The organism is Nesiotobacter zosterae (genome assembly GCF_033843645.1).
GTDB lineage: Bacteria > Pseudomonadota > Alphaproteobacteria > Rhizobiales > Stappiaceae > Pseudovibrio > Pseudovibrio zosterae.
The window spans coordinates 99,260-122,287 of the sequence record NZ_JAWXVZ010000008.1; the positions used below are offsets into that span (position 1 = coordinate 99,260).

Annotated in this window: 27 protein-coding genes; all 27 read right to left on the reverse strand. The window is 54.2% G+C overall.

All coding sequences use genetic code 11. The features are described from left to right. Nucleotides 1–39: 39 nt before the first annotated feature. The 27 genes from rplR to rplJ all read right to left on the reverse strand — a co-directional run bounded on the left by rplR (nt 40) and on the right by rplJ (nt 22,882). On the reverse strand, nt 40–396 hold the full coding sequence (rplR, locus tag Q3Y58_RS13195) for a 50S ribosomal protein L18 (RefSeq protein ID WP_274218788.1): 357 nt from the start codon (nt 394–396) through the stop codon (nt 40–42). Nucleotides 397–407: 11 nt separating this feature from the next. Continuing rightward, nucleotides 408–941 carry a 50S ribosomal protein L6 gene (rplF, locus tag Q3Y58_RS13200; RefSeq protein WP_274218787.1) on the reverse strand — a complete coding sequence of 178 codons (534 nt, stop codon included), beginning with the start codon at nt 939–941 and terminating at the stop codon, nt 408–410. A gap of 47 nt (nt 942–988) precedes the next feature. Further along, on the reverse strand, nt 989–1,387 hold the full coding sequence (gene rpsH / locus Q3Y58_RS13205; protein ID WP_274218786.1) for a 30S ribosomal protein S8: 399 nt from the start codon (nt 1,385–1,387) through the stop codon (nt 989–991). 12 nt (nt 1,388–1,399) lie between these two features. Next, nucleotides 1,400–1,705: a 30S ribosomal protein S14 gene (rpsN, locus tag Q3Y58_RS13210; RefSeq protein ID WP_274218785.1), complete on the reverse strand. Its 306-nt coding sequence runs from the start codon at nt 1,703–1,705 to the stop codon at nt 1,400–1,402. A gap of 33 nt (nt 1,706–1,738) precedes the next feature. Next, the gene (gene rplE / locus Q3Y58_RS13215) at nt 1,739–2,296 is read right to left on the reverse strand and encodes a 50S ribosomal protein L5 (RefSeq protein WP_274218784.1); all 558 of its coding nucleotides are present in this window, start codon (nt 2,294–2,296) and stop codon (nt 1,739–1,741) included. After that, nucleotides 2,289–2,606 carry a 50S ribosomal protein L24 gene (rplX, locus tag Q3Y58_RS13220; protein ID WP_274218783.1) on the reverse strand — a complete coding sequence of 106 codons (318 nt, stop codon included), beginning with the start codon at nt 2,604–2,606 and terminating at the stop codon, nt 2,289–2,291. Before rplX ends, rplE begins: the two co-directional genes overlap by 8 nt. After that, entirely contained in the window at nt 2,606–2,974 is a 369-nt protein-coding gene (gene rplN, locus Q3Y58_RS13225; RefSeq protein WP_274218782.1) for a 50S ribosomal protein L14, read from the reverse strand. The genes rplX and rplN overlap by 1 nt, the downstream gene beginning before the upstream one ends. Before the next feature lie 56 nt (nt 2,975–3,030). Next, complete coding sequence (gene rpsQ / locus Q3Y58_RS13230) at nt 3,031–3,273, reverse strand: 30S ribosomal protein S17 (protein ID WP_274218781.1); 243 nt, start codon at nt 3,271–3,273, stop codon at nt 3,031–3,033. A gap of 10 nt (nt 3,274–3,283) precedes the next feature. After that, nucleotides 3,284–3,484, reverse strand: a complete 201-nt coding sequence (rpmC, locus tag Q3Y58_RS13235; protein ID WP_274218780.1) for a 50S ribosomal protein L29 — start codon at nt 3,482–3,484, stop codon at nt 3,284–3,286. Between the two features lie 24 nt (nt 3,485–3,508). Further along, on the reverse strand, nt 3,509–3,922 hold the full coding sequence (gene rplP, locus Q3Y58_RS13240; RefSeq protein WP_274218779.1) for a 50S ribosomal protein L16: 414 nt from the start codon (nt 3,920–3,922) through the stop codon (nt 3,509–3,511). Between the two features lie 42 nt (nt 3,923–3,964). Continuing rightward, nucleotides 3,965–4,681, reverse strand: coding sequence for a 30S ribosomal protein S3 (gene rpsC, locus Q3Y58_RS13245; RefSeq protein ID WP_274218778.1), 717 nt, complete (start codon nt 4,679–4,681; stop codon nt 3,965–3,967). After that, a complete protein-coding gene (gene rplV / locus Q3Y58_RS13250; RefSeq protein ID WP_274218777.1) occupies nt 4,681–5,061 on the reverse strand; it encodes a 50S ribosomal protein L22 in 381 nt (126 codons plus the stop codon). The genes rpsC and rplV overlap by 1 nt, the downstream gene beginning before the upstream one ends. A 2-nt stretch (nt 5,062–5,063) precedes the next feature. Continuing rightward, the gene (rpsS, locus tag Q3Y58_RS13255; protein ID WP_274218776.1) at nt 5,064–5,342 is read right to left on the reverse strand and encodes a 30S ribosomal protein S19; all 279 of its coding nucleotides are present in this window, start codon (nt 5,340–5,342) and stop codon (nt 5,064–5,066) included. Nucleotides 5,343–5,354: 12 nt separating this feature from the next. Further along, complete coding sequence (rplB, locus tag Q3Y58_RS13260) at nt 5,355–6,188, reverse strand: 50S ribosomal protein L2 (RefSeq protein WP_274218775.1); 834 nt, start codon at nt 6,186–6,188, stop codon at nt 5,355–5,357. 17 nt (nt 6,189–6,205) lie between these two features. Continuing rightward, on the reverse strand, nt 6,206–6,499 hold the full coding sequence (locus tag Q3Y58_RS13265; protein WP_274218774.1) for a 50S ribosomal protein L23: 294 nt from the start codon (nt 6,497–6,499) through the stop codon (nt 6,206–6,208). After that, nucleotides 6,499–7,116, reverse strand: coding sequence for a 50S ribosomal protein L4 (gene rplD / locus Q3Y58_RS13270; RefSeq protein ID WP_274218773.1), 618 nt, complete (start codon nt 7,114–7,116; stop codon nt 6,499–6,501). The genes Q3Y58_RS13265 and rplD overlap by 1 nt, the downstream gene beginning before the upstream one ends. Further along, complete coding sequence (rplC, locus tag Q3Y58_RS13275; protein WP_274218772.1) at nt 7,116–7,832, reverse strand: 50S ribosomal protein L3; 717 nt, start codon at nt 7,830–7,832, stop codon at nt 7,116–7,118. The genes rplD and rplC overlap by 1 nt, the downstream gene beginning before the upstream one ends. A gap of 22 nt (nt 7,833–7,854) precedes the next feature. Next, nucleotides 7,855–8,163 (reverse strand): 30S ribosomal protein S10, encoded by a 309-nt coding sequence (rpsJ, locus tag Q3Y58_RS13280; protein WP_068314098.1) that lies wholly within the window; start codon nt 8,161–8,163, stop codon nt 7,855–7,857. 78 nt (nt 8,164–8,241) lie between these two features. Further along, entirely contained in the window at nt 8,242–9,417 is a 1,176-nt protein-coding gene (gene tuf / locus Q3Y58_RS13285; RefSeq protein WP_274218759.1) for an elongation factor Tu, read from the reverse strand. 48 nt (nt 9,418–9,465) lie between these two features. After that, on the reverse strand, nt 9,466–11,541 hold the full coding sequence (gene fusA / locus Q3Y58_RS13290) for an elongation factor G (protein ID WP_319622574.1): 2,076 nt from the start codon (nt 11,539–11,541) through the stop codon (nt 9,466–9,468). Nucleotides 11,542–11,565: 24 nt separating this feature from the next. Next, on the reverse strand, nt 11,566–12,036 hold the full coding sequence (rpsG, locus tag Q3Y58_RS13295) for a 30S ribosomal protein S7 (RefSeq protein ID WP_274218770.1): 471 nt from the start codon (nt 12,034–12,036) through the stop codon (nt 11,566–11,568). Nucleotides 12,037–12,048: 12 nt separating this feature from the next. Beyond that, complete coding sequence (gene rpsL, locus Q3Y58_RS13300) at nt 12,049–12,420, reverse strand: 30S ribosomal protein S12 (RefSeq protein ID WP_274218769.1); 372 nt, start codon at nt 12,418–12,420, stop codon at nt 12,049–12,051. 503 nt (nt 12,421–12,923) lie between these two features. Beyond that, the gene (locus Q3Y58_RS13305) at nt 12,924–13,238 is read right to left on the reverse strand and encodes a regulator (protein WP_274218768.1); all 315 of its coding nucleotides are present in this window, start codon (nt 13,236–13,238) and stop codon (nt 12,924–12,926) included. A 73-nt stretch (nt 13,239–13,311) separates the two neighbouring features. Next, nucleotides 13,312–17,511, reverse strand: a complete 4,200-nt coding sequence (gene rpoC, locus Q3Y58_RS13310) for a DNA-directed RNA polymerase subunit beta' (RefSeq protein WP_274218767.1) — start codon at nt 17,509–17,511, stop codon at nt 13,312–13,314. A 101-nt stretch (nt 17,512–17,612) separates the two neighbouring features. Continuing rightward, complete coding sequence (rpoB, locus tag Q3Y58_RS13315) at nt 17,613–21,755, reverse strand: DNA-directed RNA polymerase subunit beta (RefSeq protein ID WP_319622575.1); 4,143 nt, start codon at nt 21,753–21,755, stop codon at nt 17,613–17,615. Nucleotides 21,756–21,925: 170 nt separating this feature from the next. Then, nucleotides 21,926–22,303 (reverse strand): 50S ribosomal protein L7/L12, encoded by a 378-nt coding sequence (rplL, locus tag Q3Y58_RS13320; RefSeq protein WP_274218765.1) that lies wholly within the window; start codon nt 22,301–22,303, stop codon nt 21,926–21,928. Between the two features lie 60 nt (nt 22,304–22,363). After that, complete coding sequence (gene rplJ, locus Q3Y58_RS13325) at nt 22,364–22,882, reverse strand: 50S ribosomal protein L10 (RefSeq protein ID WP_274218764.1); 519 nt, start codon at nt 22,880–22,882, stop codon at nt 22,364–22,366. Nucleotides 22,883–23,028: the final 146 nt, after the last annotated feature.

Below are 23,028 nucleotides of genomic sequence, written 5' to 3' on the forward strand. Positions count from 1 at the left end.
TATCGTCTTCCGTTCTCTCTTTGCATCGTTAGATGCAGATCAGAAATTCAGGCCGCCTTCACGAGCAGCATCCGCCAGGGCCTTAACACGGCCGTGGAACAGATAACCGCCACGATCAAACACGACATCCTTGACACCTGCAGCAATCGCACGTTCAGCGATCAGCTTGCCAACTGCTTCGGCCGCAGCCTTGTCAGCACCGGTCTTCAAGGAGCTCTTCACGTCCTTCTCGATCGTGGACGCAGCTGCCAGGGTCTTACCCTGCGCATCGTCGATGATCTGAGCATAAATCTGCTTGGACGAGCGGAAAACGGACAGACGAGGACGTCCATTCGCTACCTTTTTTAACGAACGGCGGACGCGAGCGCGACGACGTTCGAATTGATTGTTCGCCATGATCGGTTCCGTTACTTCTTCTTGCCTTCCTTACGGACGATGAACTCATCCGCGTATCGAATACCCTTGCCCTTGTATGGCTCAGGTGGACGCCACTCGCGAATATTCGCTGCGACTTGTCCAATCTGCTGCTTATCGATACCGCTGAGAACGATTTCGGTAGGCTTAGGGCAAACGATGTTAACTCCCTGAGGGATGTCGAACTTGACATCATGGGAGAAACCGAGAGCAAGATTCAGTGTATTACCCTGAACTTGGGCACGGTAACCAACACCCTGGATTTCCAGCTTCTTTTCGTAGCCAGATGTCACACCAGTGATAAGGTTCGCGATCATTGTACGGCTCATGCCCCACATAGAACGCGCTGCCTTAGTCTGGTTGCGCGGATCAACGCGGATGCCGTCATCAGTCATCTCGACCAGAACAAGGTCATTGACCACGAAGGAGAGTTCCCCCTTCGGGCCTTTGACCGCTACTTCCTGGCCGTTGATCGTTGCCGTTACCCCGCTAGGCACGGGGACTGGCTTTTTGCCAATTCGAGACATAGGATCAACCTGTCAGTTAATGTATTATATGTAGTGGTAGTGCCGCATCAGAAGACGCGGCACAGAACCTCACCGCCCACGTTCTTGTCGCGAGCTTCATGGTCTGCCATCACACCCTGAGGCGTGGACAGAATAGATACACCCAAACCGTTTGCAACGTGAGGGATGTTCTTCACTGAGGAGTACACGCGACGACCAGGCTTAGATACGCGCTCAATGGTGCGGATCACTGGTTCGCCATCAAAGTACTTCAGTTCAATTTCGAGTTCAGACTTACCGCTCTCGAAAGAGACGGTTGTATAGCCACGGATATAACCTTCCGAGGCCAATACGTCCAGTACCCGAGCGCGCAATTTTGATGCAGGTGTAGAAACCTTGCTCTTGCGGCGCATTTGTGCATTACGAATGCGTGTCAGCATATCGCCGACTGGATCGGAAATCGACATTACCGTAACTCCTTACCAGCTCGACTTCACGAGACCCGGGATCTTGCCCAGGGAACCCAGCTCACGGAGCGCAATACGCGACATCTTGAGCTTGCGGTAGAAACCGCGTGGGCGACCTGAAACTTCACACCGGTTGCGTACTCGTGTAGGCGCGGAATTGCGCGGCAGCTTAGAGAGCTGCAAACGCGCATTGAACCGCTCCTCAAGAGACAGGCTTTCGTCTTTGGCCTTGGCCTTCAACTCAGCGCGCTTAGCAGCGTACTTTGCTACAAGACGCTCGCGCCGCTTGTTCTTCTCGACCGCGCTTTTCTTCGCCATCGTCTGTCCTCGTTCCTTTCCCGTATACCGCGATTATTTGCGGAACGGGAAGTTGAACGCGCGCAGCAGTTCACGCGCTTCGTCATCGTTAGTTGCCGTGGTGCAAACCACGATGTCCATACCCCGCATGGAATCGACCTTATCGTAGTCGATTTCAGGGAACACGATTTGCTCCTTCAGGCCCATGGCATAGTTGCCGCGACCGTCAAAGCTCTTCGGGTTCAGACCGCGGAAGTCACGTACGCGTGGAAGCGCAATCGTGATCAGGCGATCAAGGAATTCAAACATCTGGTTACGACGAAGGGTTACCTTAGCACCGAGCGGCATGCCCTCACGAACCTTAAAGGTCGCGATAGACTTCGTCGCACGGGTAATAACCGCTTTCTGACCAGCAATCAAGCTCAGCTCTTCTGCTGCAGAACGAACCTTCTTGCTGTCACCAACTGCTTCACCAACACCCATGTTCAAAACGACCTTGTCAATAGACGGGATCATCATCGGGTTGGTGTAGTTAAACTTCTCCTGGAGCTGACCACGCACTACGTCAGAGTAGTGCGTCTTCAGCCGTGGGATGTAATTAGCGTCAGCCATCAATCACATCTCCCGAACGCTTGGCGATACGTACAGTAACGCCATCTTCGTTGGTCTTGAAACCGACGCGAGTTGGCTTGCCATCCTTAGGATCAACGATGGCAATGTTGGACAGCTGGATAGGAGCTTCCTTAGAAATGATGCCACCCTCGCTCTGCTGGGTCTGGCGTTGGTGACGACGCACCAAATTAACGCCACGCACGACAGCGCGATTTTCAGATGGGAGCATCTGGATAACTTCCCCAGTCTTGCCCTTGTCACGACCGGCGATTACGACGACCTTGTCGCCCTTTTTAATTTTCGCAGGCATCAGAGCACCTCCGGCGCAAGCGAAATGATCTTCATGTGATTTTTGCCACGCAGTTCACGAGGAACTGGGCCAAAAATACGAGTTCCGATCGGTTCTTTATTGTTGTTGATCAGCACGGCCGCATTGCGGTCGAAACGGATCACGCTGCCATCGGCGCGGCGGATATCCTTAGCCGTGCGCACGACGACTGCTTTCATCACATCGCCCTTTTTAACACGACCCCGAGGGATAGCTTCCTTGACAGACACTACGATGATGTCGCCTACAGAAGCGTACTTCCGCTTGGAGCCGCCGAGCACTTTGATGCACTGGACACGACGTGCGCCGGAATTATCGGCCACATCGAGGTTAGTTTGCATCTGAATCATGACTCGTCGCCTTGTTCTTTTCTCAGCGTCCTATGCAGGATCACCGGATGCGTCTTTTAGCTCGCTGCTTCCTCAGAAACAACGATCCAACTCTTATTCTTAGAGATTGGCGCGCACTCTTGGATGAGCACGGTATCGCCGTTCTTGTAAGAATTATTTTCGTCGTGTGCACGATACTTCTTCGTACGGCGCACAGTTTTCTTCAACAGTGGGTGCGTAAAGCGACGCTCTACCTTCACCGTAACTGTCTTGTCATTCGCATCGCTAACAACGACGCCCTGCAGAATACGCTTTGGCATCATTAGCTCCTTATGCGTTCTCAGACGTGCGCTTTTCGCGCAGGATTGTCTGAATCCGCGCGATGTCGCGACGTACTACGCGAACACGAGCGGTGTTTTCGAGCTGACCGGTTGCCCGCTGAAAGCGCAGATTGAACTGCTCTTTCTTCAGGCCTTCCAGTTCCTCACGGAGCTGGTCGGCGGTCTTTGCTCTTACGTCAGTAGCCTTCATGGCCTATTCCTCTCGACTGTCCGATCACTCGCCGATACGTGTCACGAAGCGACACTTAATCGGGAGCTTGGCGGCCGCCAGACGCATTGCTTCACGAGCAATTTCTTCTGACACACCATCAACCTCAAACATGATCCGGCCAGGCTTGACCTTACACGCCCAGTATTCCGGGCTACCCTTACCTTTACCCATACGGACTTCGGCCGGCTTGGAAGAGACCGGTACGTCTGGGAAAATACGGATCCACACGCGACCCGCACGCTTCATGTAACGGGTCATAGCACGACGAGCCGCCTCAATCTGCCGAGCTGTAATACGCTCTGGCTCCTGTGCCTTCAAACCGTAGGCACCGAAATTGAGCTCAAAACCACCCTTGGCCTTGCCATGGATGCGGCCCTTGTGCTGCTTGCGGAACTTAGTTCGCTTTGGCTGCAGCATCGTATCTCTCGCTTCTCTATTCTGTCACGGAGACCGTGCAGCTTACGCTGCACGTTCCCGGCGACCGCCGCCCTGGCGTTCGTTCTTGCCACCGCCTTCAGTCGCGCGGCGTTCGGAGGCCATTGGGTCATGCTCAAGGATTTCGCCCTTGAATACCCAAACCTTCACGCCACAAGCGCCGTAAGCGGTATGCGCGGTTGCGGTACCATAGTCGATGTCTGCACGAAGAGTGTGCAGCGGCACGCGACCTTCACGGTACCATTCAATGCGCGCGATTTCCGCGCCACCAAGACGACCGGAACAGTTGATCCGGATGCCCTGGGCACCAAGACGCATTGCAGACTGAACTGAACGCTTCATGGCACGACGGAAAGCAACACGACGTTCCAGCTGCTGAGCAATAGAAGCTGCAACCAGCTGCGCGTCCGTTTCCGGCTTGCGCACTTCAACGATGTTGAGGTGCACTTCCGAATTGGTCATGGATGACAGCTTCTTGCGAAGACGCTCGATGTCTGCACCCTTCTTACCGATGACCACACCTGGACGACCAGAGTGGATGGTCACACGGCACTTCTTGTGCGGACGCTCGATGACGACCTTGGAAACTGCCGCCTGCTTCAATTCCTTGAGCAGGTATTCACGGATGCGGAAATCTTCATGAAGAAGATCGCCGTATTCGTTCTTGCTGGCGAACCAACGTGAGTCCCAGGTCCGGTTGATGCCAAGACGAAGGCCAATTGGGTTAATCTTCTGTCCCATTAGGCAGTCTCCTCAACTTCACGGACTACGATGGTCAGGTTGGAAAACGGCTTCTGGATCCGTCCAACACGACCACGGGCACGTGGCTGAAAGCGCTTCATTACGAGCGCCTTGCCAACGAATGCCTCGGCGACGACAAGATTGTCGACGTCGAGATCGTGGTTGTTTTCTGCGTTTGCTACAGCGGACATCAAGGTCTTCTTGACGTCGCCTGCAATGCGCTTGCGAGAGAAGGTCAGGTCAGCCATTGCGGAGCTAACCTTCTTACCGCGGATCGATGCTGCAACGAGGTTTAGCTTCTGCGGGGAAACCCGCAGCATGCGGCATACTGCCTTTGCCTCGTTGTCGGCGAGCGTCCGCTCACGCTTCTGCTTGCCCATCGTTATTTCCTCTTTGCCTTCTTGTCAGCGCCATGGCCGTAGTAGGTACGAGATGGTGAAAACTCACCAAGCTTGTGCCCGACCATTTCTTCGCTGATCAGAACCGGAATGTGCTTCTGGCCGTTATAAACGCCGAAGGTCAGCCCCACAAAGTTCGGAAGAATAGTGGAACGGCGGCTCCAGGTCTTGATGACCTCGTTACGGCCGGACTCACGAACCTTTTCCGCTTTCTTCAGGAGGTAACCGTCAACGAACGGGCCTTTCCAGATCGAACGTGTCACGATCCGTCCCTCTTACTTCTTACGCGCATGACGTGAGCGAACGATAAACTTATCGGTCGCCTTGTTACGACGGGTGCGCTTACCTTTGGTCGGCTTGCCCCAAGGGGTAACCGGATGACGTCCGCCTGAGGTACGACCTTCACCACCACCGTGTGGGTGATCGATCGGGTTCATAGCTACACCGCGAACATGTGGACGGCGACCGAGCCAACGAGAACGACCGGCTTTACCGTAGTTCACGTTTGCGTGGTCTGGGTTGGATACCGCACCAATCGTGGCCATGCAGGTGCCGAGTACACGGCGCTGCTCACCAGACAGGAGACGGACAACCGTGTAACCGGCGTCACGACCAACGATCTGAGCGTAAGCACCAGCGGAACGTGCAATCTGCGCACCCTTGCCTGGCTTCAGCTCGATGTTGTGAACAACAGTACCGACCGGGATGGAAGCCAGCGGCATTGCGTTGCCCGGCTTAACGTCCACAGCCTGACCAGCTACAACCTTGTCGCCAGCAGCAAGACGCTGTGGTGCTAGGATGTAAGCCTGCTCACCGTCCTCATAAGAAATGAGTGCGATGAAAGCGGTACGGTTTGGATCATATTCAAGGCGCTCGACGGTGCCGACAACGTCGAACTTGCGACGCTTGAAGTCAACTACACGATAAGTGCGCTTATGACCACCACCAATGTTGTTTGCGGTCTTGCGGCCGGTGTTGTTACGACCACCGGACTTGGACAGGCCTTCAGTCAATTTCTTGACTGGCTTGCCCTTCCACAGTTCTGAACGGTCAACCTGGATCAGCTGACGACGGCCAGGAGATGTGGGATTAAATGTCTTAAGTGCCATTTTTTCCTACCTCGCCCTTAGAGACCAGTCGTCACATCGATGGACTGACCGTCCTCGAGGGTGACCACAGCCTTCTTGAAGTCGCTCTGACGGCCGAGGATGCCACGGAAACGCTTGGTCTTACCCTTACGGACAAGAGTGTTTACCGCTTTAACCTTTACGCCGAACAGGGATTCAACTGCTGCCTTGATTTCAGGCTTGGTAGCAGTGATCGCGACCTTGAAAACGACCTTGTTCTCTTCAGAAGCATAAGTTGCTTTTTCGGTAATTACCGGAGAAACGATCGTGTCGTAGTGAACAACCTTGCTCATTAGAAACGTTCCTCCAGTGCAGCAACTGCAGCCTTGGTCAGTACGAGCGTGTCACGACGCAGAATGTCGTAAACGTTAATGCCCTGTACTGGAAGCACGTCAACATTCGGGATGTTGCGGGATGCAAGACCGAAGTTTGCATCTACTTCTGCACCATCAACGAAAAGGACGTTAGACAGACCGAGACCAGCAAGCTGTGCCTTCAGTGCCTTTGTCTTTGCTTCGCCAGCCTTAGCTTCTTCAAGCACGATCAGGTTCCCAGCAGCTGCCTTTGCAGACAGAGCATGCTTGAGACCAAGTGCGCGGACTTTCTTTGGCAGATCGTGCGCATGAGAGCGTACGACTGGACCAAAGGCGCGACCGCCGCCCTTGAACTGAGGAACCTTACGGTTACCGTGACGAGCGCCGCCAGAACCTTTCTGACGAACGAACTTCTTGGTAGTACCGTTCACTTCAGAGCGACCCAGGGTCTTGTGCGTGCCAGCCTGGCGCTTAGCCAGCTGCCAACGTACAACGCGCTGAATCAGGTCTGTGCGTGGCTCAAGTCCGAAGATTTCTTCAGACACGGTGATCGAACCGGCCGCACCGCCGCCGAGGGTCTTGACCTCGAGTTCCATCACTCACCTTCCTTCCCGGTTTCGGCCGCAGCATCAGCAGCAGCCTGACGGATCGCACCTGGTAGAGGTGCTGCTTCCGGCAGTGCCTTCTTGATGGCGTCGCGAACGAGAATCCAGCCGCCCTTGGAACCAGGTACAGAACCTTCCACGAGGATCAGGCCACGCTCTGCATCAGTGCGTACAACCTTGAGGTTCTGTGTGGTAACGCGTTCATCACCGAGGTGACCGGCCATTTTCTTGCCTTTGAACACTTTACCTGGATCCTGACACTGGCCCGTTGAACCGTGCGAACGGTGAGAGATAGACACACCGTGAGAAGCACGACCACCACCGAAGTTGTGGCGCTTCATTGCACCAGCGAAGCCCTTACCGATAGAAGTGCCGGTTACGTCTACGAACTGACCGTTGACGAAGTGTTCTGCAGTGATTTCTGCACCAACGTCGATCATGTTTTCAGAAGTAACACGGAACTCGGCAAGCTTACGCTTAGGTTCAACCTTCGCTACTGCGAAGTGTCCGCGCATTGCGCGATCCGTATTTTTAACTTTAGCTGCACCTACGCCCAATTGAAGCGCAGTGTAGCCGTTCTTTTCTTCCGTCCGGTGGGCAACAACCTGACAGTTGTCCAGACGAAGTACCGTTACCGGCACATGTTCACCAGCGTCGTTATAGACGCGAGTCATACCCACCTTCTGGGCGATCACTCCAGAACGCATCTGCGTGTCCCCTTTGGCCGCCTTAGAGCTTGATCTCGACGTCTACACCTGCAGCCAGGTCGAGCTTCATAAGAGCATCAACTGTCTGAGGAGTAGGATCGACGATGTCGAGAAGACGCTTATGTGTGCGCATCTCAAACTGATCACGACTCTTTTTGTCGATATGCGGTCCGCGAAGTACGGTGTACTTCTCGATCCGCGTCGGCAGCGGCACAGGTCCGCGCACTTGCGCGCCGGTCCGCTTCGCCGTGTTGACGATTTCCTTTGTGGAAGCGTCGAGAACACGGTGATCAAACGCCTTCAGGCGGATCCGAATATTCTGACCGTTCATGACTTTTCCCTAGTGAGCAAGATCGGCAGCAGCCGTTCGTTTTTGTTAATGACCAGCTGCTGCCGTCAAACTCAATTCTTATTCGATGATTTCAGCAACGACGCCAGCACCAACGGTGCGGCCGCCTTCGCGGATAGCGAAACGCAGACCATCTTCCATTGCGATCGGAACGATCAGCTCAACAGAAACGGAAACGTTATCGCCAGGCATAACCATCTCAGTGCCTTCCGGCAGGCTAACAACACCGGTCACGTCAGTCGTACGGAAGTAGAACTGTGGACGGTAGTTAGTGAAGAATGGGGTGTGACGACCGCCTTCTTCCTTGGTCAGGATGTATGCCTCTGCCTTGAACTTCGTGTGCGGGGTTACAGAACCCGGCTTACAAAGAACCTGGCCACGCTCAACTTCTTCACGACCAACACCGCGGATCAGTGCGCCAATGTTGTCGCCAGCTTCACCCTGATCGAGCAGCTTGCGGAACATTTCAACACCGGTAACGGTGGTCTTGGCGGTGTCCTTGATGCCGACGATCTCGACTTCTTCACCAACCTTGATCACGCCGCGCTCTACACGACCGGTTACAACAGTACCGCGGCCAGAGATGGAGAACACGTCTTCGATTGGCATCAGGAACGGCTGATCGCGTGGACGGTCTGGAGTTGGGATGTACTCGTCAACTGCAGCCATCAGCTCGGTGATCTTGTCCTTGCCGATGTTGTCGTCGCGATCTTCCAGAGCTGCCAGAGCAGAACCAGCTACGATCGGAATGTCGTCGCCTGGGAATTCATAGGAGGACAGCAGTTCACGAATTTCCATCTCGACGAGCTCGAGAAGTTCTTCGTCATCTACCTGGTCAACCTTGTTCATGAAAACAACCAGAGCAGGAACGCCAACCTGACGAGCAAGCAGGATGTGTTCGCGGGTCTGTGGCATTGGGCCATCAGCTGCGTTCACAACCAGGATTGCGCCGTCCATCTGCGCTGCACCGGTGATCATGTTCTTCACGTAGTCAGCGTGACCTGGGCAGTCAACGTGAGCGTAGTGACGGTTTTCGGTCTCATACTCAACGTGTGCAGTTGAGATGGTGATGCCGCGTGCACGCTCTTCAGGTGCACCGTCGATTTCGTCGTAAGCCTTGAACTCACCGAACTGCTTGGTGATAGCAGCAGTCAGAGTGGTCTTACCGTGGTCAACGTGGCCAATTGTGCCGATGTTGACGTGCGGCTTCGTACGGTCAAATTTTTCTTTTGCCATCGGATTTCTCCGTTCTCTCTGTAATCCCGTTGACTGTATTTTTTAGGTTCAGGCGTATTTCGCCTGAACCTCATCAGCCACAGCCTGTGGGACAAGATCGTAATGATCGAACACCATGGAATACTGTGCACGTCCCTGCGACATGGAGCGCAGGTTGTTGACGTAACCAAACATGTTGGCCAGCGGAACCATAGCAGTGATAACGGTCACGACACCGCGGTTTTCGGTACCTGCAATCTGCCCACGACGTGAGTTCAGATCGCCGATTACGTCACCCATGTAATCTTCAGGGGTAACAACCTCAACCTTCATGATTGGTTCCATGAGCTTTGCACCAGCTTTGGTGATTGCTTCACGGAAACCTGCACGACCTGCGATTTCGAACGCCATCACAGAGGAGTCAACATCGTGGTAAGCACCGTCAGTGAGGGTTACCTTGATATCGACCATTGGGAAGCCTGCCAGAGGGCCGGAAGACATGACGCTTTCGACACCCTTTTCAACACCCGGGATGTATTCCTTAGGAACGTTACCACCCACAACTGTGTTAGCGAACTCAAACCCAGCGCCGACTTCGTTCGGCTCAATGGTGAGCTTAACGCGCGCGAACTGACCAGAACCACCAGACTGTTTCTTGTGGGTATAGTCGACGTCTGCAACCTTGGTGATGGTCTCACGGTATGCAACCTGAGGAGCACCAATGTTTGCTTCCACCTTGAATTCGCGCTTCATGCGATCAACGAGGATGTCCAGGTGAAGTTCACCCATGCCAGCAATGATGGTCTGGCCGGACTCTTCGTCGGTCTTAACACGGAATGATGGATCCTCAGCAGCCAGACGGTTCAGGGCAAGGCCCATCTTTTCCTGGTCAGCTTTGGTCTTTGGCTCAACAGCGATCTCAATAACTGGATCCGGGAACTCCATGCGTTCCAGAATAACAGGCTTGAGAGGGTCGCAGAGCGTATCACCCGTAGTAGTATCCTTCAGGCCAGCGATAGCCACGATGTCGCCTGCGTAAGCTACATCGATGTCTTCACGGCTGTTGGAATGCATCTGCATCATGCGGCCAACGCGCTCGCGCTTTTCCTTGACCGTATTCATTACTGATGAGCCCTTGTTCAGGACACCAGAGTAAATACGGCAGAAGGTCAAAGAACCAACGAACGGGTCGTTCATGATCTTGAACGCAAGCATGCCAAGCGGCTCTTCATCAGAAGACTTGCGAACAGTTTCTTCTTCGGTCTTTGCGTCGATGCCCTTAATCGCAGGAACTTCGACTGGGCTCGGCAGGTAATCAACAACCGCGTCCAGCAGAGGCTGCACACCCTTGTTCTTAAACGCCGTACCACACATCACAGGAACGAAATCGCCAGCGATGGTGCCCTTGCGAATGAGCTCCTGAAGCTTCTCAACGGTCGGCTCTTCACCTTCCAGATAAGCTTCCATTGTGGCTTCATCGACCTCAACAGCGGTTTCGATGAGCTTTTCGCGGTATTCCTGAGCCTGATCAGCCAGATCAGCAGGAATGTCCAGCTCATCCCAGCTTGCGCCGAGGTTTTCACCCTGCCAGACGAGAGCCTTCATCTTGAGCAGATCGACAACACCCGCGAACTCGCTCTCAGCGCCAATAGGCAGCTGAAGGCAGAGTGGGTTTGCACCGAGGCGCTTTTCGATCATCTCCACACAGCGGAAGAAGTCTGCACCCAGCTTGTCCATCTTGTTGACGAAGATCATCCGCGGAACGTTGTACTTGTCGGCCTGACGCCAAACAGTTTCGGTCTGCGGTTCTACGCCAGCGTTGGCGTCCAGAAGAGCTACTGCACCATCAAGAACACGCAGGGAACGCTCTACTTCAATGGTGAAGTCAACGTGGCCTGGGGTGTCAATGATGTTAAGACGCTTATCTTTCCAGTGCGCGGTGGTCGCAGCAGAAGTAATGGTGATACCACGCTCCTGCTCCTGCTCCATCCAGTCCATGGTAGCTGCGCCATCATGAACTTCACCGATCTTGTGAGACTTACCGGTGTAGAAGAGGATACGCTCTGTAGTAGTCGTCTTACCGGCATCAATGTGGGCCATGATGCCGAAGTTGCGGTAGTCCTCGATTTTGTGTGTGCGTGACATAGCGCCAGCCTCTTTCCGGGGATGTTACCAGCGATAATGCGAGAACGCGCGGTTGGCTTCCGCCATACGGTGCGTGTCTTCGCGCTTCTTAACGGAGTTACCACGGTTGTTAGCAGCATCCATGAGTTCACCAGAGATGCGACCAACCATTGTGGTCTCATTGCGGCCACGCGCAGCTGAGATCAGCCAGCGAATAGCCAAAGCCTGACGACGTTCTGCACGAACCTCGACTGGAACCTGATAGGTTGCACCACCAACGCGGCGGGAACGAACTTCGACCTGCGGCATTACATTTTCCAGAGCAGAGTGGAACACTTCTACTGGATTGGTGCGGGTCTTGTTTTCGATGATGTCGAATGCACCGTAAACGATGCGCTCTGCAACAGACTTCTTACCATCAAGCATTACCGCGTTCATGAACTTGGTAACGACGATGTCTGCAAACTTAGGATCTGGAAGAACCTTACGCTTTTCAGCAGCGTGACGACGGGACATATGGCTATCCTCTTATTTCGGGCGCTTCGCGCCGTAATGGGAGCGACGCTGCTTACGGTCCTTAACACCCTGGGTATCAAGAACACCACGAATGATGTGATAACGCACACCTGGCAAATCCTTTACACGGCCGCCGCGGATCATCACGACAGAGTGCTCTTGCAGGTTGTGGCCCTCACCTGGGATATAACCAATGACTTCGAAGCCATTCGTCAGACGGATCTTTGCCACCTTACGCAGAGCCGAGTTCGGCTTCTTTGGCGTAGTGGTGTAAACGCGTGTACAAACGCCACGCTTCTGAGGATTTGCTTCCATAGCTGGAACTTTGTTCCGCTTAGGAGGATCCTTGCGTGGCTTGCGGATCAACTGATTGATCGTCGGCATACTAAATTGCCCTTTACCTAATGTTCTCGTCGAGTCTCACATCCAGTTAGACAAACGCAAACGCGCCTATTCCGCTTTTTCTCGCGGAAGGCGCTGCGACACCAGAGGATCACGCGTTAACGCGATCATGAACTCGACGTATATTCGCCTATGAACCCGGCAGCGTTTAAGCTTCAGTATTTCTCAGCGTGGCGCCAGAGAAAAAGGACATTGCTTACCGCCTGCCATGTGGTTGCGCGGAAACTACTCACAGTCCCATGTTTCGTCAAGTACCCCAGCGCAAAATAATCTCGGGTAAAGACTATATTAACGCCAGCCAAACTTGGTTAACGGACCGGGAACCTGCAGCAGCAATAAATGCGCAGAATGAGAGATGATCTTGTAATTTTCGTACCACGCTCTCAAACAGTGTCATGCGCATTAATAGTTAGGCGGAACAAAGGCTCTCGCCCCTACCCCGCCTTTTGATTCCAACGATCCTCTGGCAGGACCCGTTGAATCTCTTAGTCGCGGAACGCGATCACGGCAACATTGCCGGCCATGGCATCATCATATGCCGAGGCAAACATGTCTTCTTCCGGGCGTTCGGTGACAATGCCGATCTGGTCGAGTTCCGCCTCGATGAAACCTTGCGCGGTCAAGGCTTCGAGGCCCCGACGCACGGCGCCATCATCATCGGCTGCGGTGACAAGAATGTTGAACGGAACGGCATCATCCGGGTGTCCATCTTCTTCTTCCCAGCCGCGACCGACAAGAATGTAAAGAACTGGCGCTTCGCCCGAGCCATTGAGTGAATTGGTGTTGTCTGTCTCAGCCATGATGGCCCCTCTCTTAAAATGGAAAAGGCCGCCCTGATACTGGGCGGCCTCTTTAGATCTTGCAAGTCAGCGATCAGTCCAGTCCGCCGCTGAAGTCTTCCAGCATCGCATCCGCAGTTCCTGCGGTTGATGCTGCACGGCGTGCATCCATGATCAGATCGTCGCGCAGGGTTGCAACCTTGCGGATCCGATTCATGGTTCCGCCGGTACCTGCCGGGATCAAACGACCCACGATCACGTTTTCCTTCAGACCATCCAATGGATCGATCTTGCCAGCAACTGCAGCTTCGGTCAGGACACGAGTGGTTTCCTGGAACGATGCAGCAGAGAAGAACGAACGGGTCTGCAAGGACGCCTTGGTGATACCCAGCAGAACTGGAACCGCCTTGGCAGGATCACGAGCATTGTCGATCGCCTTCTGATTTGCCTCTTCGAGATCGATGCGATCGATCTGCTCACCAGCGAAGTATTCGGTCTCACCCGGATCAGTGATCTCAACCTTCTGGAGCATCTGACGCACGATAACTTCAATGTGCTTATCGTTGATGCCCACACCCTGGAGGCGGTAAACCTCCTGGATTTCGTTGACGAGGTAAGCAGCCAGTGCCTCAACACCCTTAATGGCAAGGATGTCGTGCGGAGCTGGGTTACCGTCCAGCAGGTATTCACCCTTCTCGATGGTGTCGCCTTCCTGCAGGTGGAAGTGCTTGCCCTTCGGAATGAGGTATTCAACCGGCTCTAGGCTCTCGTCGGTCGGATCGATGATGATGCGACGCTTGTTCTTGTAGTCGCGGCCAAAGCGGATCGTACCATCGAGTTCTGCGATGATCGCGTGATCCTTCGGACGGCGAGCTTCGAACAGTTCAGCAACGCGTGGCAGACCACCGGTAATGTCCTTGGTCTTCGCGCTTTCCAGAGGAATACGCGCAAGAACGTCACCCGCATGAACGACATCGCCCGGCTGAACGGACAGGATCGCGTCAACTGACAGAAGCGAACGAGCGTCACCACCACGTGGCAACTTCATTGGCTTGCCGCTTTCGTCCTGAATGACCATTGCAGGCTTCAGATCAGAACCGCGCTGAGACGAACGCCAGTCAATGACGATACGCTTGGTGATACCAGTTGCCTCATCGGTGGTCTCCTTGACGGAAGAGCCGTCAACGAGATCTTCAAAGGCCACGCGACCGGACACCTCGGTCAGGATCGGACGGGTGTATGGATCCCACTCAGCCAGACGCTGGCCGCGCTTGATGCTATCACCTTCGTCAACGTGCAACTTGGAACCGTACATCAGACGATGTGATGCACGCTCGTTGCCGTCGCTGTCGACCACGATGATGGACATGTTACGGGCCATGACGATGTTGTTGCCATCGGAGTCACGAACCACGTTGCGGTTACGTGTCTTGATGGTACCGTCGAAGTTGGCTTCGATGAAGGAGCTGTCAACAACCTGTGCCGTACCACCAATGTGGAAGGTACGCATGGTCAGCTGAGTACCAGGCTCACCAATGGACTGTGCAGCAATAACACCAACAGCCTCACCGATGTTCACCGGCGTACCACGTGCTAGGTCACGACCATAACACGCCGCACACACACCAGTCTTGGTCTCACAGGTCAGAACAGAGCGGATCTTGATCATCTGGACCTTGGCTGCCTCAATAGCATCCACGTCCTTCTCATCGATCAGCGTGCCCTTGGAAACGATCAGCTCACCGGTTGCGTTGTTGTAGACGTCTTCAGCCGCTGTACGGCCGAGAACACGACTACCCAGTGACGCAATCACGTTACCGGCGTCAATGATCGCCTGAACAGAGATACCGCCTTCAGAACCACAGTCTTCTTCAAGAATGATGCTGTCCTGAGCAACGTCAACCAGACGACGGGTAAGGTAACCGGAGTTAGCGGTCTTAAGCGCCGTATCCGCAAGACCCTTACGAGCACCGTGCGAGGAGTTGAAGTACTCAAGAACGGACAGACCTTCCTTGAAGTTCGCGATAATCGGGTTTTCGATGATCGAGCCATCCGGCTTAGCCATCAGACCGCGCATACCGCCGAGCTGCTTCATCTGTGCTGGAGAACCACGCGCACCGGAGTGAGCCATCATGTAAACAGAGTTCATCTGCTTCTGACGACCGCTCTCTTCGTCAAACTCGACAGCCGAGATGCGCTTCATCATCTCGTCAGCGACCTTGTCGGTACACTTGGCCCAAGCATCAACAACCTTGTTGTACTTCTCACCCTGGGTGATCAGACCGTCGTTGTACTGCTGCTCATATTCCTTGACCATGGTTGTGGTTGCATCAACCAGCTGCCACTTGTTGTCAGGGATAAGCATGTCGTCCTTACCGAACGAAATACCCGCGCGGCACGCATTCTTGAAGCCGAGTTCCATGATGCGGTCACAGAAGATCACAGTCTCCTTCTGACCGGTTGCACGGTAAACCGTGTCGATCATCTTGGAGATCTCTTTCTTCGTCATCAGCTTGTTACAGACGTCGAAAGGAACTTCGTGGTGCTTAGGCAGCAGTTCCGCAATCATCATGCGACCTGGAGTGGTCTCATAGATCTTGGAGACTGGCTGACCGAACTCATCAACGGTCTTGAAGCGGCCACGGATCTTGGTGTGAACCGTGATGGCCTTGCTTTCCAACGCGTGGTGCAATTCGCCCAGGTTACCAAAAGCCATGCCCTCACCTGGCTCACCTTCTGCCATAATGGACAGATAGTAGAGACCAAGAACAATATCCTGAGACGGCACGATGATCGGACCACCGTTCGCCGGATGCAGAATGTTGTTGGTAGACATCATCAGCGTACGCGCTTCCAGCTGGGCTTCCAGCGAGAGCGGTACGTGAACAGCCATCTGGTCGCCGTCAAAGTCAGCGTTGAACGCAGAACAGACAAGCGGGTGCAGCTGAATAGCCTTACCTTCAATCAGCGTAGGCTCGAATGCCTGAATGCCGAGGCGGTGCAGCGTAGGCGCACGGTTAAGCAGAACCGGGTGCTCGCGGATAACCTCATCAAGGATATCCCAAACTTCCGGACGTTCTTTCTCAACCAGCTTCTTGGCTTGCTTGACGGTTGAAGAGAAGCCCTTGGCGTCAAGACGCGAATAGATGAACGGCTTGAACAGCTCAAGCGCCATCTTCTTCGGCAGACCACACTGGTGCAGCTTCAGCTCAGGACCCACGGTAATAACGGAACGACCGGAGTAGTCCACGCGCTTACCAAGAAGGTTCTGACGGAAGCGACCCTGCTTACCCTTCAGCATGTCGGAAAGCGACTTGAGCGGACGCTTGTTGGCACCCTGAATGACACGGCCGCGGCGGCCGTTATCGAACAGAGCATCAACAGATTCCTGCAGCATGCGCTTTTCGTTACGGATAATGATATCCGGCGCACGCAGCTCGATCAGACGCTTCAAACGGTTGTTACGGTTGATCACACGGCGATACAGATCGTTCAGATCTGAAGTCGCAAAGCGGCCACCATCCAGCGGAACCAGCGGACGAAGATCCGGTGGAATGACTGGAACAACGGTCATGATCATCCATTCAGGACGGTTACCTGACTCGATGAACGCCTCAACCACCTTCAAGCGCTTCGCCAACTTCTTAGGCTTCAGCTCTGTGGTCGCTTCAGCGATTTCCTGACGGATCTTTTCGCTTTCAGCCTGAAGGTCCATGCTCGCCATGATTTCGCGGATCGCTTCCGCGCCGATCATGGCGGTAAAGGCATCTTCACCGTACTCGTCCTGAGCCAGCACATACTCTTCTTCCGAGAGCAACTGGTGCTGCTTCAGAGGAGTAAGACCTGGTTCGAGAACAATGTAGTTTTCGAAGTACAGAACGCGCTCAAGATCCTTGAGAGTCATGTCCAGAAGAAGGCCAATGCGGGATGGCAGAGACTTCAGGAACCAGATGTGAGCGACAGGAGCTGCAAGCTCAATGTGCCCCATGCGTTCACGGCGTACGCGGGAAAGGGTGACTTCAACGCCACACTTTTCACAGATAACGCCTTTGTACTTCATGCGCTTATACTTACCGCACAAGCACTCGTAGTCCTTGATTGGACCGAAGATGCGAGCACAGAACAACCCTTCACGCTCTGGCTTGAACGTGCGGTAGTTGATCGTTTCCGGCTTCTTGATCTCACCAAATGACCAGGAAAGGATCTTTTCCGGGCTGGCAATCGAGATGCGGATATGATCGAAGTTCTGCGCGGGAGCCTGTTGATTGAACAGGTTCATGACCTCTTGCGACATCGGCTCTCTCCTAACATGCGCGGCGAGGGAGTTCGCGAACAGCGAACTCCCCAACAACCGGCATCAAGTGAATGTTCTGGGCGGGATGCGTCACTGGATGTTTATTCCGCAGCATCCGCAGCCGTTGCGTCATCGTTAACCGGATGACGCGGTTCCTTATCCTGCAACTCGACGTTAAGACCGAGTGAGCGCATTTCCTTGACGAGAACGTTGAAGCTCTCCGGGATACCGGCTTCGAACGTGTCATCACCGCGAACGATGGCTTCATAAACCTTCGTACGACCTGCCACGTCATCAGACTTGACGGTAAGCATTTCCTGAAGGGTGTATGCAGCACCGTAAGCTTCCAGTGCCCACACCTCCATCTCACCGAAGCGCTGACCACCAAACTGCGCCTTACCACCCAGCGGCTGCTGAGTAACGAGGGAGTATGGGCCAATGGAACGAGCGTGGATCTTGTCGTCAACCAGGTGGTGGAGCTTCAGCATGTAGATGTAGCCCACAGTCACCTGACGGTCGAACTGTTCACCAGTACGGCCATCGAACAGGGTTGACTGACCGGATGGCTTCACCTCGGCGATGTTGAGCATGTCAACAACGTCTGGCTCGCGTGCGCCGTCGAAGACTGGTGTCGCAATGGACACGCCCTTCTTCAGCTGCTCACCCAGCTTTGCAATACCCGCGTCATCGTATTCCTGAACCGGGTCACCCTTGAGGTTGTCGCCATAGATCTCGATGACCTTGCCGCGAAGCTGCTCAATCTCACCGGTCTTGCGGTACTGATCGTAAAGCTCGCCGATCTTCTTACCCATGCCCGCACAGGCCCAGCCAAGGTGCGTTTCCAGGATCTGACCAACGTTCATGCGCGACGGCACACCCAGCGGGTTCAGAACGATGTCAACGTGCGTTCCATCTTCGAGGAACGGCATGTCTTCGTTCGGGTTGATCTTGGAGACCACACCCTTGTTACCGTGACGGCCAGCCATCTTGTCGCCTGGCTGGATCTTGCGCTTCACAGCAACGAAGACCTTGACCATCTTCATCACGCCAGGTGGCAACTCGTCACCACGCTGCAGCTTCTCAACCTTGTCGATGAAACGCTGCTCGAGACGCTTGCGGCTTTCGTCATAAGAACCGCGAAGAGCTTCCAGCTCGCTCATGAGCTTTTCGTCTTCGACCGCAAACTGCCACCACTGTGAACGTGGGAACTCGTTGAGAACATTACCGTCGATCTCAACACCCTTGCGGAAGTTCTTCGGACCACCAACAGCCACATGACCCATGATCATCTCGGCCAGACGGCCATAGACGTTACGGTCAAGAATTGCCTGTTCGTCGTCACGGTCCTTTGCGAGGCGTTCGATTTCTTCACGCTCGATGGACATCGCGCGCTCGTCTTTTTCCACACCGTGGCGGTTAAAGACGCGAACCTCAACAACGGTACCGGACACACCTGGAGACAGGCGCAGCGAGGTATCACGAACGTCAGACGCCTTCTCACCAAAGATGGCGCGCAGAAGCTTTTCTTCCGGCGTCATTGGGCTTTCGCCCTTTGGCGTGATCTTGCCAACGAGAATGTCGCCAGGCTTAACCTCAGCACCCACGTAAACAATACCGGCTTCATCGAGGTTCTTCAGAGCCTCTTCAGAAACGTTCGGAATGTCGCGTGTGATTTCTTCAGGGCCAAGCTTGGTATCACGCGCCATCACTTCGAATTCTTCGAGGTGGATGGAGGTGAATACGTCATCGCGAACGATGCGCTCGGAAAGAAGAATGGAGTCTTCGAAGTTGTAGCCGTTCCATGGCATGAACGCCACGAGCACGTTACGACCCAGAGCCAGATCACCAAGATCAGTGGACGGACCATCAGCGATGATGTCGCCCTTCTCCACGCGGTCACCCACGTTCACCAGCGGACGCTGGTTGATACAGGTGTCCTGGTTGGAGCGCTGGAACTTCAAGAGGCGATAGATGTCAACGCCAGACTTGGACGGATCCAGATCCTCTGTCGCACGGATAACGATACGGGTCGCATCAACCTGGTCAACGACACCGCCGCGACGTGCGCCGATAGCAGCACCAGAGTCACGAGCAACAACCGGCTCCATGCCAGTGCCAACGTATGGTGCTTCAGCGCGGACCAATGGCACCGCCTGACGCATCATGTTGGAACCCATAAGTGCGCGGTTCGCGTCATCGTTTTCAAGGAACGGGATCAACGATGCAGCAACGGAAACCAGCTGCTTCGGAGACACGTCCATTAGGTCAACGCGGCTTGGCGGAACAAGAATGTTTTCACCAGCGTGACGACACTGCACCAGATCGGAAACGAACTCAAAGTCGTCATTCAACTCGGCGTTTGCCTGAGAAACGTAATACTTGCTCTCTTCCATTGCGGAGAGATAGACCACGTCACGAGACACCTTGCCGTCGACAACCTTACGGTACGGGCTTTCGATAAAGCCGTACTTGTTGACACGGGCGTAGGTCGCCAAGGAGTTGATCAGACCGATGTTCGGACCTTCAGGGGTCTCAATCGGACAGATACGGCCATAGTGCGTTGGGTGCACGTCGCGAACTTCAAAGCCTGCGCGTTCGCGGGTCAAACCACCTGGGCCGAGAGCAGAAAGACGACGCTTGTGCGTGACTTCTGACAGCGGGTTGGTCTGGTCCATGAACTGTGACAGCTGAGATGAACCAAAGAACTCGCGCACTGCGGCTGCAGCAGGCTTCGCGTTGATCAGATCCTGCGGCATCACGGTGTCGATCTCAACAGAGCTCATACGCTCCTTGATCGCACGTTCCATACGCAGAAGACCAACACGGTACTGGTTTTCCATCAGCTCACCAACGGAACGTACGCGGCGGTTACCGAGGTTATCGATATCATCGATTTCACCACGGCCATCACGCATGTCCAGAAGGGTCGCAATAACAGCGAGAATGTCTTCCTTGCGCAGCACGCGAACAGTGTCTTCACACTGAAGGTCCATGCGCATGTTCATCTTAACGCGGCCAACGGCGGACAGGTCATAACGCTCCGCATCGAAGAACAGCGAATGGAACATCGCTTCTGCAGTTTCTATGGTTGGCGGCTCACCTGGACGCATGACGCGGTAGATGTCGAACAGCGCTTCTTCGCGGTTATCATTCTTGTCAGCAGCAAGCGTGTCGCGAATGTAGGCGCCGGTGTTCACATGGTCGATATCGAGGATCGCAAGGTCATGGAACCCGCGCTCGATGAATTCAGCCAGTGTCTTTTCGTTAAGCTCGTCGCCTGCTTCACCGAAGATTTCACCGGTGCTTGGGTCGACAACATCCTCAGCGAGGAACTGAGCATAGAGATCTTCGTCAGCAATCTTCAGCGCTGAAACGCCCTGCTCTTCGAGCTGGCGAATGGTACGCGCAGTGATCTTCTTGCCTTCTTCGACAACGACTTCACCGCTGTCGGCATCAATAAGATCACGATTTGCCTTTGAACCCTTCAGACGCTCAGCATCAAATGGCGCGCGCCAAGCGTTTTCGCCAATGCGGGTGTACTCAATACGGCGATAGAAGGTATTCAGGATTTCTTCGTGGTCGAGACCAAGCGCCATCAAAAGTGACGTCACAGGGATCTTACGACGACGGTCGATACGTGCGTGGACGATGTCCTTGGCGTCGAACTCGATGTCGAGCCAGGAACCACGGTAAGGAATCACGCGCGCGGCAAACAGCAGCTTGCCGGAAGAGTGCGTCTTGCCTTTATCGTGATCGAAGAACACACCCGGAGAGCGGTGCATCTGGGAAACGATAACACGCTCGGTACCATTGATGATGAAGGTACCATTGTCTGTCATGAACGGAATATCGCCCATGTAGACATCTTGTTCCTTGATGTCCTTGACAGACTTCGCGCCAGTGTCCTCATCAACGTCGAACACGATCAAGCGCAGCGTCAGCTTGAGTGGCGCTGCGTAGGTCATGTCACGCTGGCGACACTCGTCTACGTCATATTTAGGATGCTCGAATTCGTAGGATACGAACTCAAGAAGGGAAGTGCCTGCAAAATCCGAAATCGGAAATACGGACTTGAAAACGGCCTCAAGGCCTTCTTCAACTCGGCCACCCTCTGGCTTCTCGACCTGCAGAAATTGATCATAAGATGCCTTCTGCACTTCGATAAGGTTCGGCATGGCCGCTACATCGCGAATGGACCCGAAGTACTTGCGGACCCTTTTGCGACCGTTGAACGTCTGCGTCATTGTCGCTCCTCGTATCACTCAAGGTGACGGTTCGGCGAAACTACACTCTCAATAGTCACGCGCAATTTTGCGAAACCGTCCCTTTTGGGACGTTTACCCCGGCAAGGAAACCCGCCAGGGTAAGAAGGCGGCCCCGGATTTCTCCGGGACCGTTATATGAAACCCAAGAATTACTTGAGTTCGACCTTTGCGCCAGCTTCTTCGAGCTTCTTCTTCAGCTCTTCTGCTTCGTCCTTGGAAACTGCTTCCTTAACTGGCTTAGGAGCGCCTTCTACGAGCTCCTTAGCTTCCTTAAGGCCAAGACCGGTGATCGCACGTACTTCCTTAATTACGTTGATCTTCTTCGCGCCAGCGTCTGCCAGGATCACGTCGAATTCGGTCTTTTCTTCAGCAGCTGCACCAGCATCTGCACCACCAGCAACTGCAGCAACAGCTACAGGAGCAGCAGCGGAAACGCCCCACTTTTCTTCGAGCATCTTGGACAGCTCAGCAGCTTCCATGACGGTGAGGGTGGAGAGTTCTTCAACGATCTTTTCGAGATCAGCCATTTTCTATGTACCTTACTGTTCGAACCGCTAGGGTTTTGACAAAAATTAAGTGGTTCCGCCTTACGCGGCTTCGCCCTTTTCGGCATACGCATTGAAGACGCGAGCAAGTTGCCCGGCCGGTGCGCTTGTAACCTGTGCGATGCGGGACGCTGGGGTCTGAAGCAGACCAACAAGCTTGCCACGCAGCTCGTCCAGAGACGGCATTGTAGCCAGCGCGTTCACGCCAGAAGCATCCAGGTTAGTAGAACCGAGAGCACCACCAAGGATGACGAACTTGTCGTTTGCCTTGGCGAAGTTTGCTGCGACCTTAGGAGCTGCAACTGGATCGTCAGAATAGACAATCACGGTTGGGCCCTGGAACAGGTCGGAGATGTGCTCCAGCTCAGTGCCTTGAAGGGCAAGCTTTACAAGACGGTTCTTAGCAACTCTTACAGTGCCACCTGCTTCACGTGCCTCAGCGCGCAGCTGAGTCATCTGGGAAACAGAGAGGCCTGCATAGTGCGCAACAACCGCAACGCCAGTGTTGGACAACACTTCGTTGAAGGACGTCACGAACTTTTGCTTTTCCGCTCTTTCCACTTGCCTACTCCATTTAGCGAAACCCTCAAGGGATTTCGCCGGTTAGCCTTTGCCGCTACGCGATCACATGAAGTGACCCCACAACGACGCTTAGGGTTCCTGTCCCCTCGCTCGCCGTTATGGCTGCAGCAAGGCCGTACGGTTCG